This is a genomic window from uncultured Luteimonas sp. (genome assembly GCF_947492465.1).
GTDB lineage: Bacteria > Pseudomonadota > Gammaproteobacteria > Xanthomonadales > Xanthomonadaceae > Luteimonas.
Genome location: NZ_CANLNF010000003.1, coordinates 444,533 through 457,739 on the forward strand (window position 1 = coordinate 444,533; position 13,207 = coordinate 457,739).

Below are 13,207 nucleotides of genomic sequence, written 5' to 3' on the forward strand. Positions count from 1 at the left end.
AATGGCCGCGCCACCTCATTGGCGCGCTGCGAGGTTAAGCACGCGAATGTCGCCAAAAGGTCGCCGGCGGGGGTGCGCGTGCCGGCTCCGGTGCTTGGACCTGACCAACCAAGCCAGCTGTACTTGCGACGTATCAATCGTCCAGGACTTCCGGCTTCTTGAGCACCTTCTTGTCTTCGGCCGCCAGGCGGCGTTCGACCTTCCTGACGTCTTCTTCCGGCGACAGGTTCTCCGGAACGATGCCGCGGCCGAGCAGGGTGTTGCGCACCGCCCGGTTGTTGGACACGTGTTCCTGCGAGATCGCCGATTCGCTGCGCATGCGTTGCTCGCGAGCATTGTGGATGGTGATTTCGGTGGCGAAGTCCTTGGCCTTGAGGATCAGCGTGGGCGCGAAGTCGGCCAGGGGGCGGCTGGTGGGCACCTGCCAGCGCTGCTTCATTTCCTGCGTGTTGCGACCGAACAGCGCGTGGTCGCGCTTGCTTCGGATCGTGGCGAAGTCCTGGTTGCCGCCGGTCTGCTGGTAGATCACGCCGGACAGTTCCTTCTCGGTTTCGCTCAGCTTGCGGCGCGCCTGCACGCGTTCGGCTTCCAGCAGTCGCTGCTCGATCAGTTCGGCGCGGCGGGTCTGCAACGCGAAGTAGGTCTGTGCGAACGCGATTTCCTGCTTGCGTGGGTCGCCGTTCTGGGCGATCAGGTAGCAGGCGTAGCGCGTGAGCATGATGTCGTCGACCTCGCGCTGGCTGCCGGAGCCCAGGTCGACCATTTTGTTGACGTCAACAAAATGGTCCGAGACCTCATGCCCCGAAACCTCGCAGGCAGTCTTCGCCTTCGAGATCACGCTGCTCGAGAAGTTTCGCCACTCGGCGTAGCCAAGCAGGTGCTGCAGATCGCGGGCCAGCCAGAACTCGACGCCGCCGTCGGTCTTGTGGCATGCGCCTCGAAACTCTCGGTGAGATTGTGCACAAGATCCTTCTTCATCTTTTCTTTCCTTCCGTGTGCGTGCGGATCCTCAGCCTACCGCGCTGCCACCCAAGCGCCAGCCCAGACCCGACCAGCGGCCGGCATGCCGCGACAGCGCGGCGCGGAACACGGCCTCGCCGGCAACCACGTGCAGCTGGCCGCGCGCACGGGTCATGCCGGTGTAGACCAGTTCGCGGGACAGCACGCGGTTGTCGCGCTCCGGCAGCACCAGCCAGACCTCGTCGAACTCGCTGCCCTGGGCCTTGTGCACGGTCATGGCGAAGGCGCTGTCGTGCGCGGGCAGCGCGGCGGGGTGGAAGGGGCGCGGGTGCTGCGGGTCGTCGCCCGGGAACCAGGCCATCAAGGTGCCGCTGTCGTCATCGAGGCAGATGCCGATGTCGCCGTTGAACAGGCGGTGGCGGTAGCTGTTCTCGGTGATCAGCAGCAGGCGGCCGTGGAAATCGCGGCTGGCGACGGACGCGGGGCCGGCGCCGCGGCGGGTGCCGGCGAGCAGGTCTTCGATGCGGGCGTTGAGGCCGCGCGCGCCCTGCGGGCCTTCGCGCACGGCGGTGAGGATGCGCAGGCGGCTGGCGCGGGAGAGGGCTTCGGCGGGATCGCGGGCGTCGGCGAGCGAAGTCCAGTGCGCGAGCAGATGGTCGCGATGCGACTGCAGTGGATCGGCGTTGCCCTCGAGGAAATGCACGCCGGAGAGTTGGCCGCCGCGCAGCAGGGACAGCGCGGTGGCGCTGTCGCCTTCGCGCACGGCGGTGGCGAGCGGGGCGAGGTCGAGCGCGGCGCTCTGGCGGTAGCCGCGGGTGAGGTGGATGTGGCGGGCGGGGAAGGTGGGGGCGGCTGGTCGGAGAGCGCCCCCACCCGCGCCTTCGGCGCGACCTCCCCCGCTTGCCGGGGAGGTGGGGGTGTTGGCGGGGGAGGTGGCGGTGTTGGCGGCGGCGAGGATGCCGGCGAGGACGTCGCCTGCTTCCACCGAGGGCAGCTGGTCGGGGTCGCCGAGCAGGACCAGGCGCGCGCCATCGGGGACGGCTTCGACCAGCTTGGCCATCAGCGGCAGGTCGATCATCGAGGCTTCGTCCACCACCACCACGTCGAAGGGCAGCGGGTTGTCGGCGTGGTGGCGGAACGCGGGTGAGTCGGGGATGGTGCCGAGCAGGCGATGCAGGGTGGTGCCGGTGGTGGGCAGCTGTGCGGCAAGCGTGGGGTCGATGCCGCGCGCGGACAGCGCCTGGACGGCGTTGCGCACGCTTTCGGCCATGCGTTCGGCAGCGCGGCCGGTGGGAGCGGCCAGGGCGATGCGCGGCGGCGCGGCGCCGGATTCCGTGGCCTGGGCGATGAGCGCCACGAGCATGCGGGTGATGGTGGTGGTCTTGCCGGTGCCGGGGCCGCCGGTGACGAGCAGGAGGCTGTGTTGGAGGGCGGCGGCGACGGCCTGGGATTGGAGGTCGTCGGTGGGGTGCGTGGGGTGCTCCTCGTCTGCCCGGCGGGCATCCTTTCCCGTGAGTGGGGGATGAGACGGCGGGGGAGAGGAGATCGCGGCGTAGCCGATACGGTGGAGGCCGGCGGCGAGGCGGCGTTCGTATTCGCGGTAGCGGCGCAGGTAGACGAGGCCGTGCTCGTACACCAGCGGCGCGTCGGCGGGGGATTCGGCGTCGCCGCTGTCGGGGTGGGCGACCCAGGGCGAAGATTGCAGCGCGGCGCGCCAGGCCTCGATCGTGGGCCAGTCGATCGGGGCGTCGACCAGGCGCTGGGGCTGCGCGGGGTCGAACCCGGCGTGGCCGGAGGCGACGGCCAGGGAGGCGAGCGCGGCGGCGGCAAGCACCGCATCGGGGGTGTCGGGATCGAGGCGGCGCAGGCTCTGGGCCAGGGCGTGGTCGAGGGTGCGCAGGCGGCCGCTGCGGAACAGGTCGTCGAGCAGGGGTGCGCGGGGTGCTCCGGGGGCCCCCACCCCAGCCCTCCCCCGCGAGCGGGGGAGGGAGTTCGAGGCATCCGCGCCGGCGGTCAGGTCGGTGGGCTGGCCTGCTGGCTGGCTTGCTGATTGACCTGCTGACGGATCCGCTGGGGAACCTGCTGGCTGGGCAGCGGTCGGGTCGGTGGGCTGGCCTTCGGGGAACAGCGGGAGCGTGGTGTTCATGTGGGCGTCTGCTCCTGGCGCGGCTCCGGCTGCCCCCATCCCAGCGCTGCCCCGCTTGCGGGGGAGGGAGCGGATGCGTTCGCGGCGGCGTCGGGCTGCCCTCCACCGGCGAACAGGACGTCGAGTGCTTCGACCAGTTCCGGATCGAAGCGCCAGGCCTGCACGCCCTGCGCCGGGTGTGCGTCCTTGCCTGGCGGGGCCGGATCCACTTGCTGGCCAGGCGGCGCCGGATGCGTGCCCTGCCCGGCCGGCGCTGCATCCGCGCCGTCACGGCCGGCATCGAGGCCGCGGCAGAACACATAGCGCACGCCGCCGAAGTCGCGGGCGTAGTCGTAACCATCGCCCAGCCGGAAGCGCAGCCAGCGGTGCAGGGCCAGGGTGTAGATCAGCGCCTGCAGGTCGTACTCGCTGTGGGCCATGGCTTCGTCGAGCTGCGCGGGGCCGTAGCCGGGCAGGCGGTTGGACTTGTAGTCGAGCACGTACCAGCGGCCATCGTGCACGTAGGTGAGGTCGATCAGGCCGGTCATCAGGCCTTCCAGCCGGCGCCGGGCGCCGAAGCCCTGGCGTGCGGTGAGCAGGCCGTGGCGGTGCAGCAGCGCGAGCAGCGCGTCGACGCGCGTGGGTGCGAGCGCGAACTGGAACTCGATTTCCGGGCGGCGCATGCCTTCCGGTACGTCGGCCAGGCGCGCGCCTTCGGGCAGGGCGACGGTGAGCGTGTGGCCGATGAGCGCGGTGAGCACCTCGATGCCGTCGTCGATGTCCTCGGCCGGGTAGCCGCCGGCGCACAGGCGTTCGGCGATGAGCGCCACGTCTTCCGCCGTGGGCGCGGGCGCACCGGGCGTCCACGCGGCCCAGCGCGCGAAGTCGCTGCGCTCCAGCACGTCGTGCAGCACCACGCCGAAGCGGGTGCCGGCGAAGCGCGGGTCGAAGGCGTCGGCGTCGCCGCCGGTGTCGGTGTCGGCATCCGTTGCGGGTTCGTCCTGGCCGCCGGGCGCGGCCTGGGTGGCGCTGGACGAGGCATCGCCCTGGCCTTCGGCGTTGGCGAGCTGGGTGAAGCTGTAGACCCACCAGTCGCTGGCCAGCGGGCGCGCGGCGATGCGCGCCGGCGGCACCGCCTCGGTGGAGGCCGGCGGCAACCACGGCAGCCTCTCCGGCGGCGTGCTGTCGTCGATGGCGAGCGCGCTGCCGAGCGCGTCGGCCAGCGCATCGGGCCTGGACACCATGTGCAGCAGCGGCGACTTGTCGTGGTTGCAGAACAGACCGCTGGCCAGCCACAGCGCATGGCGCGCGCGGGTGAGGCCGACGTACAGCAGGCGCGCGTCCTCGGCGCGCTGGGCTAGGCACCAGGCGTCCCGGGCCGCTTCCCAGCCGCTGCGCGAGGGCAGCAGCTTCCAGTGCAGCGCGCGGCCGGCTTCGCCGTTCACCACGGCGCGGTGGCCGGGATTGCGCGCGGGCGCGCCGATCGCCGCGAACGGCAGGAACACCAGCGGGTATTCCAGGCCCTTGCTCTTGTGCAGGGTGACCACCTGCACGCGCCTGGCGTCGGACTCCAGGCGCAGCAGCTGGCTCTCGTCGTTGGCATTGGCGTCGGCGATGGCGTTGGCCAGCCAGTCGACCAGGCCGTGCAGGCCGAGCGCATGCGATTGCGCGTCCTGCAGCAGTTCGGCCAGCTGCAGGGTGTTGGTGAGGCGGCGCTCGCCGTCGAGCAGGCCGAGCAGGCGCCCGGCGTGTTCGGCGCAGAGGTCGTTGACCAGCGCCAGCGGGCCGCCGCGCTGCAGCCGCTCGCGCCAGGCCAGCGCGGTGAGCTGCCAGTGGCGCAGCGCTTCGCCGTCTTCATCCAGCGCGGCGATGGCCTTGGCATCCAGGCCCACCAGCACGGTGGACAGCGCCATGCGCAGGCGGCCGTCGTCTGCGCCGTGCAGCAGGGCGAGCAGCAGCGCGTGCAGGTCGCGCGCTTCGGGCGTGGCGAACAGGCTCTGCTTGCCGGCGGCGACGGCAGGAATGCCGGCCATCGCGAGCGCGTGGCGGATGCGCGTGGCCTCCTTGTGCGAGCGCACCAGCACGGCGATGTCGCCCGGCTCCACCGGACGACCGTCGATGCTGGCGTGGCCTTCGCGCGCGTCGCAGAGCACGCGGTGGATGGCGGCGACGCAGGCGGCCGTGGCCAGTTCGCGCGAACGGCCGGCGCTGAAGGGTTTCGGCTTGCCCTTGCTGTCGACCTCGTCGGGCAGCGGCGCCTGCCACAGGGTGAGCGCGGGCGCCGCGCTGCCGCTGCGCTGGAAGTCGGCATCGTCGCGCACGCCGCCGGGCTGCACGTCCTTGAATGCGATGCGGCCGTCGATGAACGGGGGCGGCACCTTCGCGTCCGCGTCGGCCGCGGCCTGGGCCTGCGCGTACAGCATGGAGACCGCACGCAGCACCGACGGCCGCGAGCGGAAGTTGAGCGACAGCGGCGGCGCTTGCCGCGCGGTGGCGCGCGCCGCGAGGTAGGTCTCGACGTCGCCGCCGCGGAAGCCGTAGATCGCCTGCTTGGGATCGCCGATCACGTACAGCGCCGGCGCGCCGCTGGTGACCCCGAACACCCGGTCGAAGATGCGCCACTGGCGCGCATCGGTGTCCTGGAACTCGTCGACCAGGGCGACGGCGTACTGCGCGCGCAGCCTGGCGGTGAGCGCTTCGGCACCGGGGCCGTCGATGGCGTCGGCGACGCGGTCGATCAGGTCGTCGTAAGTCTGCACGCGCTGCTGCTGCTTGGCACGCGCGACGCGCAGGCGCGCGTCGCTGCGCAACCGATGCAGCAGCTCGACCCGGCGCGCGTCCTTCCACTCGGCCATCGCGGTGAGCGCGTCGAGGTAGGCGGGCACGGCATCGCAGATGGGCGAGTCCGGGGTGCGGCCAGCGTGCTTCACGCTCGTGCGCTTCTGCAAGGTGTCGCGAGTCAGCTGCGGCAGCTTGGCGTGCTCGAACGGCGCGCTGCGTTCGCTGGCGCTGCACCACTGCTGCAGCGAATCGAACAGCGCGGCGATCCAGTCGATCTTGTAGCTGCCGCCGTGCAGGACCTTGCTCTCCACCGCCGCAACCAGCGACGCGCGAAACTCCTCGCCATGCGCGCGGAAGGCGGCGGCGAGCGTTTCGCCCGTGGCATGCAGGCGCGGCGCGGGGTCGTCGGGCAGTTCGGCCAGCGCCGGACGCAGCAGTGGCTCGCGCACCAGCACGGCCAGGTCCGCGGCCAGCGCCTCCGGGCCACCCGGCCACAGCGCGACCAGATCGTCGGCGGCATCGGCGTTGCTGCCGTGCCATCGCCACAGGTCGGCGGCGATGGCCTCGTGCAGGGCGGTGTCGCTGGTGAGCAGCTCCGGCGCGTCGAAGGCCTGCCCCACTTCCAGCGCATGCTCGCGCAGCACGCGCGCGCAGAAGCCGTGGATGGTGAAGATGGCCGCGAGGTCGATGTCGTTGGCGGCGGCGTGCAGGCGGCGGCGCAGGGCTTCGGCGGTTTCGGTGCCGCGCGCGAGGTGGGCGTCGAGTACCGCATGGGTCAGCACCGCATCGGGCGCGGCATCCGCTGCGGGCGTCGCGCCCACCAGCTGCTCGGCCAGCAGCAGGCGCGCGCGGATGCGGCTGCGCAGCTCCTGGGTGGCGGCCTCGGTGAAGGTGACGGCCAGCACCTGGCCCACGCGCAGGCCGCGCTCGACCACCAGGCGCACCACCAGCGTGGCCAGGGTGAAGGTCTTGCCGGTGCCGGCGGAGGCCTCGATGGCGTGGACGCCTTCGAGCGCGAGGGCGAGGTAGGGATCGCGCAGCGACCGTTGCGCGGCGCTGCCCGCGTCACCGGTGTCGTGCGGGTCGCGCCCGGCGGTTGCGTTCACTCCGCATCCTCCAGGTCGAGCGTGGCGGCGATGTCGCGCAGCGCGCCCAGGTCGGTGCCGGCGTAGAGCTCGCCCGCCATCACCGCCGAATAGATGCCCATCGCGAGATCCACGAACGCGACCTGCGTCGCCTCGTCGGTGAACGGGTCGCGGCCGCGCAGCGCCAGCCGCAGCGCCTCGCCCGTGCCCTCGCCCCAGCTGCGCTCGCTGCCGTGCCAGCGCTGCGCGGCCAGCTGGATGCCGCGCTCGAAGGTCGGCGCGCGGAATAGCTCCCAGCCGCTGTAGGGCGCGAACGGCAGCGGCCGGCGCAGGCCCCTGGCGCGCAGCTCGACCAGCCAGCGCAGCACCTCGCGCGCCTGCGCGGGATCGAGCGCTGCGCGCTCGTGCGGGCCGACGCCGAGTTCGCCGCCGTCATGGAACTCGACCAGCGGCGCCGTTTGTCCGGCCGCGCTCGCCAGCAGCCAGTCCAGGCCATTGCGAATCGCCGACTGCCCGGCAGGCGGATCGAAGCGCAGGCGCGCGATACCCTGCGGGTAGGCGTCGGCGATGCGGCCACGCAGCGCCAGGCCATCGATCGTGACCTCCAGCCGCGGCGCCTCCGGCTGCGCGGTCCCGCGCCAGTCGCGGAAGGCGAGCGCATATGGATCCACCTGCCCGCGCACGGTCTCGAGCGTGCGTCGTCCCAGCGGCCCGGACGGCAGCAGGCCGCGCGCGCGCAGCAGCGCATGCGTCGTTGCGTCGCCATCGCCGCGCAGCGCCGCGTCGAACACCGCCTTCTGCAGCTGCTGGCGGGCGAAGCCGCGGCCCGGCGCCAGCAGCGGCTCGACGTCGTCGTCCACTTCCTCCACTTCGGCCAGCCGCAGGCCCAGGCGCTGGCGCAGGAAGACCTCGGCCGGCGCCTGCAGGAAGCGGCGCAGTTCGTCGAGCGAAAGCGTGGCGCCTGCATCGGCTTCGATCGCCGCCAGTGCGTCGTCGCCGAACCACACCGGCAGCGCCGTGCGCGTCTGCGCCGGCTGCGCGGCCGCCGGCCACCACTGCGCGTGATAGGAAAAGCGTCGCGGCTCGCCGTCGCCGCCGAACGCGGCGGGCGCGAACGGCTGCAGCGGATGCCGCACCACCAGCGCGTCGGCGGCCTTCGCCTCCGGCGCGTGCTGCGCATCGGCGGCGGCCAGCAGGTCGGCCACCAGCACCGAGGGCTCGCGCGCGCTGCCATCGCGCGGGTCGGCGCCCTGGTAGCTGACGTAGAACACGTCCTGCGCGGCGGCGAACAGCTGCAGGAACAGGAAGCGGTCGTCGTCACGGGTGGAACGGTCGCCCTGGCGACGCAGGCCGCCGGCCAGATCGGCGCTCAGGCGGTCGAGCCCGCCGGCCGGATCGCGGCGCGGGAACTCGCCGTCGTCCATGCCCAGCAGGCAGATCGCGCGGAACGGCAGCAGCCGCATCGGCACCATGCGGCCGATGCTGACGCCGCCGGTGAGCAGCGGCGCGCGGGTGTCGGCTTCCGACAGCGCGGCGGCGAAGTGCGCGCGCACGACCTCGGCCGGCACCGGCGTGGCGACGCCGGCGCGGCGCGCGTCGGCGGCGAAGGCATCGACCAGGCTGCGCAGGCGGTCGAGTGCGCGGCGCGAGGCCGGCGCCGACGGCGGCCGTGGCAGCAGCGCCTCGAGCAGGCCGAGCAGGCGTTCGCGCCAGGCGTCGGGCGGCAGCGCCTCGTCGAGCGCGCGGGCGTGGCGGGCGAGCACGCGCAGCAACCGCACGAGCGTGTCGAGCGCGTCCAGCGCACTGCCTTCCAGCTCCGGCATCGGCGCGACCAGCTGGCCGCCGGCTGCGAGGATCGGCGCGTCGCTGCCGCTGGCGTGGCCGAGCAGCAGGCGGTCGAGCGCGAACGCCCAGGTGTAGGCGTCGTCGGCCGGCGCCTCCAGGCGCGCGCGATGCGCGGCGTCCAGGCCCCAGCGCGCACCGGCGGCGTGCAGCCAGGCGTGCAGGCGGTCGAAGGCGGCGGCGTCGAGCTGCGCGGCTTCGGCCAGCGGGGGGCTGGCCAGCAGGTCCAGCGTCTCCACCAGGCCGAAGCGCGCCACCGGCAGCGCCAGCAGGCGCAGGAAGACTTCGGCCAGCGGCTCGCCGGCGAGCGGGCTGGCGTCGGCGACGGCGTAGGGAATCGCCTGGTTGAAGCCGGCATCGCCGCGGCCACGGCCGCCGAACACGGCGTCGAGATAGGGCAGGTAGGGATCGATGTCGGGCGCCAGCACCGCGACATCGCGCGGCTGCAGCGGCGGATCGAAGCGGTCGTCCTCGAACAGCGCGCGCAGCTGGTCGTGCAGCACCTGCAGCTCGCGCAGGCGGGTGTGGCAAGCGTGCAGTTGCAGGCTGGGGTCGTCCAGGCGCAGCCCGGGCAGGCGCGTGCGCGGGTCCTGCGCCGTGGGCGCGGGCGGCGGCGACGGACGGCGATGGAACAGGTCCGACTGCAGGCGCCGCAGCAGGCTGCCGTGCAGCGCGCCGCCGCCTTCGCCCGGATCGGCGTCGCCGCGGATCTCGAGGTCCGGATGCACCACCTCGTAATTGCCCAGCACCGCCATGAAGTCGCGGCCGGCCGCACCCCAGGCGCGCAGCAGCGGGTTCTCGCCCGCGGCCGCGTCGGGATCGCCGCCGCGCACGCGCTGCAGGTCGCCCCAGTAGTCGCGGCTGGGCGAAGGCACGTACAGGTGCAGCGTGCCCACCCGCGCTTGGCTGGCGATCACCCGCAGCACGTCGGGCGAGACGTTGAGGATGGCGAAGGCGAACAGCCGCGGCGGCAGCCCGGCCGGCAGCGGCGTGCCGGGATCGGCGAAGCCGCGCAGGTAGGCGTCGATGCGGCGCGCGCGGTGGTCGCTGCCGCCGGCCACGCGCCGCCACAGCGCCGCCTGCGGGTCGCGCGGCGCCTCGCCCGCCTCCCAGGCCAGCAGCCATTCGCGCCGCCAGGCCTTGTACTTCTCGAAGGCCTGCGCCAGCTCGCCCGACAGCGACCAGGCCTTGAGCGGATCGGGCGCACCTTCCAGATACGCGCGCAGCGGCTGCAGCGCGCGCTCGCGCAGCAGGGCCGGATCGGCCAGCGCGGCATGGATGCGCCAGCGCAGCGCGGCCGCGTCGAGGTCGTCGCCGCGACCGGGCACGTTGGCGTCCAGCGCGCGCTGCACGAATTCGCCCGGAGTCAGGAACTCGAGGTTGGCCGCCACGCCATGCGCCTGGGCCAGGGTGGCCTGCAGCCAGCGCCGCATCGCCACCTGCGGGATCAGGATCACGTCCGGCGCCAGCAGCCCCTGCCCGGGCGCGGGCGTGCGCAGCTCGGTGGCCAGCAGCCCGGCCAGCACGTCGAGCGCGTTGGAGTGGTAGAGGCGGAAGTCGGTCCGGGCGTCGGTGTGCATGCGTCCGGGCATTGTGCAGGAACCGGTCGCAGCCCCCGCGACCCCGCACCGGCGCCGCGCAAGCCCGCCTGGCAAGGCCCGCGACGGGGTGCGGGCTGGGTCCGGCCGGCTTTGGTGTTTATACTTCGGGGCTAGCTGCGGCTCCGTCTGCCGCGGGCCAAGGGTGCTTTCGTGCGCAATTACGACCTCGAATTCCTCAAGCGCTTCTCGTTGGTGATCGGCTTCCTGGCGCTGTTGACGCTGGGCCTGATCATCGCGTCCGTGTTCCTGCACCGGGCGCTGCCGGCGGAGGTCGATCCCTCGGCCGCCAAGCGCACGCAGAACCGCATCGCGCCGGCCGGCGCGGTCTATGCCGGCAGCACCGGCGCCGCCGCCCAGGCCGCCGCCGCCGCGGCCGCCGCCGCGCAGGCCGCTTCGCAGGTCGCCTATGGCGGCACGCTGGACGGCTCGGTGATCTACCAGAACCTGTGCTCGGGCTGCCATACCTCGGGCGCCGGTGGCGCGCCGACCCTGGCCGCCGCACAGTGGACCGCACGTATCGCCCAGGGCACCGAGACCCTGTACCTCCACGCGATCGAGGGTTACACCGGCAGCGCCGGCGTGATGCCGGCCAAGGGCGGCAACCCGGCGCTGACCGCCGAGCAGGTGGAAGCCACGGTCGACTGGATGGTCGCCAACCTGCAGTAACCTGACCGCCTGTCGCGGTCGCCAGGAACGCCGCCCCCGGGCGGCGTTTTTCGTGTCCGTTCGCCGAGGAACGCTCGCATGTCCCTGCCCCGCCCCGCTCCGTCGCTCATGCTCGCCGCCCTGCTGGCAGGCTGCGGCACGCCCGCCGTCGAGGCGCCCGCCGCCGCGCCGCCCCGGGCCGAGGGCGTGCTGGCGATCGGACAGGTGCAGGGCGACGGCGCGACCAGCCCGCTGCTCGACCGGACCGTCAGCGTCGAGGGCGTGGTCACGGGCAACTTCGGCCGGCACCTGGGCGGCTGGTTCGTGCAGGACGAAGGCGACGGCGACGCGGCCACCTCCGACGCCCTGTTCGTGGTCGCCGACGACGCCCCGGAGCTGCGCGCCGGCGACCGGGTGCGCGTGGAGGGCCGCGTGGTCGAACACGGCGAGCGCGGGCGCGGCACGCTGACCTCGCTGCAGGCCAACTCGATCGAGGTGGCCGGTCGCGGCACGGTCGCGCCGCTGGTGCTCGACGCTCCACCCACCGACTGGGAACCGCTGGAGGGCATGCACGTGCGCATCGACGCGCCGCTGACCATCGACGGCCAGCATGAACTCCCGCGCCGCGGCGTGCTGCACGCCAGCTTCGGCGACCGGCTCTACACCCCCACCGAACTGGCGCCGCCCGGCCCGCAGGCCGCGCGCGTGGCCGCCGACAACGCACGCCGACGGCTGCTGCTGGACGACGCGATGGCGCAGGAGCGGCCGCGCAGGATCTGGTACCTGGGCGGCGGGCCGGCACCGCGCTCGGGCAGCGTGGTCAGCCGCGCCGAGGGCATCGTCGACCAGCGCTGGGGCGACTGGCGGCTGCAGCTGACCCGTGCGCCGCGCATCGAACCGGCGGCGCGCCCGCCGGCGCCGAGCGTGCCGGGCAGCCTGCGGCTGGCCTCGTTCAACCTGGGCAACCTGTTCAACGGCGACGGCCGCGGCGGCGGCTTCCCGACCGCGCGCGGGGCGCGCACGCCTGCGCAGTGGCAGGCGCAGCTGGCCCGCGCCACGGCCACCCTGCGCGCGCTGGACCCGCACGTGGCGGCGCTGATGGAGCTGGAGAACGATGGCTACGGACCGGAGTCGGCGCTGGCCCAGCTGGTCGGCGCGCTCAACGCCGACGGCGGCGACTGGGCCTTCGTCGACGCCGGCCAGGGCCCCGGCAGCGACGCGATCCGGGTCGGCCTCGTCTACCGCAGCAGCCGACTGCGACCGCTGGGACGCCCGGCCGTGCTCGAGGAGGGTCCGCTCGGCCGCGGCAGCCGGGTGCCGCTGGCGCAGGCGTTCGTGCCGTTGGCGCAGGGGCGCAAGGCGGGGCCCGCGTTCGTGGTCGTGGCCAACCACTTCAAGTCCAAGGGCTGCGGTGAGGCGCAGGGCGAGCAGGCCGACCAGGGCGACGGGCAGGCCTGCTGGAATCCGCGGCGGGTGGAGTCGGCGCGCCTGCTGGGGCGCTGGCTGGACACGGATCCGACCGCATCAGGCAGCGATCTTGTCGCGATCGTCGGCGACCTGAACGCCTATGCGCAGGAAGAACCGCTGCGCCTGCTGCGCGCCCAGGGTTGGGTGGACGCCCTGGCGCCCACGGCAACCGGGCGCCACAGCTTCGTGTACGACGGCATGGCCGGACGCCTGGACCACGTGCTGCTCAGCCGGTCCCTGGCGGCCCGCCTGGCCGGCGCCGCGATCTGGCACAGCAATGCCGACGAGCCGGCCGGCGCCCGCGATCGCGAGGCCGGGGCCGACGTCGCGCTGCCGTGGCGCAGCTCCGACCATGATCCGCTGCTGGTGGGACTGGACCTGTAGGGCGCCGGTCCCGACGCTCCCGCGCGTTGGCGCGTGATCCGGGCCGATTGCAGGGGCCCGGATCGCGGGGCGCGATGCGGTTGCGCCAGCCTGGGGACGTGCGCGCCGTCAGCTGCGATCCGGCGGGCGCCGCCGCAGCGGCGGCCGGTGAGTCCGTGCCCGGCAAGGGCGGAAGCGTCCGCCGACTCGCCCGGACCAGCCGTGCCCAGACGCGCCGATGCGCGCAGCGGCGCTGCGGACGACCTGGCCGGCAGCCGCTGGCCGGCGCGCCGCCGGCATCACGACGGGCGCACGGGGTGGCCCGGGTATCATGACGT

The 13,207-nt window shown here is 73.7% G+C and carries 5 protein-coding genes and 1 pseudogene; 2 read left to right on the forward strand and 4 right to left on the reverse strand.

From position 1 onward, the window contains the following. Window positions 1-133: 133 nt before the first annotated feature. The 4 genes and pseudogenes from dinD to recC form a co-directional block, all read right to left on the reverse strand. A pseudogene (gene dinD, locus Q0863_RS10020) lies at window positions 134-904 on the reverse strand (DNA damage-inducible protein D); the annotation flags it as partial. Window positions 905-1,009: 105 nt separating this feature from the next. Continuing rightward, window positions 1,010-2,920: an exodeoxyribonuclease V subunit alpha gene (gene recD / locus Q0863_RS10025; protein ID WP_298577706.1), complete on the reverse strand. Its 1,911-nt coding sequence runs from the start codon at window positions 2,918-2,920 to the stop codon at window positions 1,010-1,012. A gap of 182 nt (window positions 2,921-3,102) precedes the next feature. Next, window positions 3,103-6,861 (reverse strand): exodeoxyribonuclease V subunit beta, encoded by a 3,759-nt coding sequence (locus Q0863_RS10030; RefSeq protein ID WP_298577810.1) that lies wholly within the window; start codon window positions 6,859-6,861, stop codon window positions 3,103-3,105. A gap of 107 nt (window positions 6,862-6,968) precedes the next feature. Then, window positions 6,969-10,373: an exodeoxyribonuclease V subunit gamma gene (gene recC, locus Q0863_RS10035; RefSeq protein WP_298577707.1), complete on the reverse strand. Its 3,405-nt coding sequence runs from the start codon at window positions 10,371-10,373 to the stop codon at window positions 6,969-6,971. A gap of 171 nt (window positions 10,374-10,544) precedes the next feature. On the opposite strand from recC, the gene Q0863_RS10040 reads away from it, so the two are divergent. After that, window positions 10,545-11,060 (forward strand): c-type cytochrome, encoded by a 516-nt coding sequence (locus Q0863_RS10040; protein ID WP_298577708.1) that lies wholly within the window; start codon window positions 10,545-10,547, stop codon window positions 11,058-11,060. A 78-nt stretch (window positions 11,061-11,138) separates the two neighbouring features. Further along, complete coding sequence (locus Q0863_RS10045; protein ID WP_298577709.1) at window positions 11,139-12,890, forward strand: ExeM/NucH family extracellular endonuclease; 1,752 nt, start codon at window positions 11,139-11,141, stop codon at window positions 12,888-12,890. The last annotated feature ends 317 nt before the right edge of the window (window positions 12,891-13,207 follow it).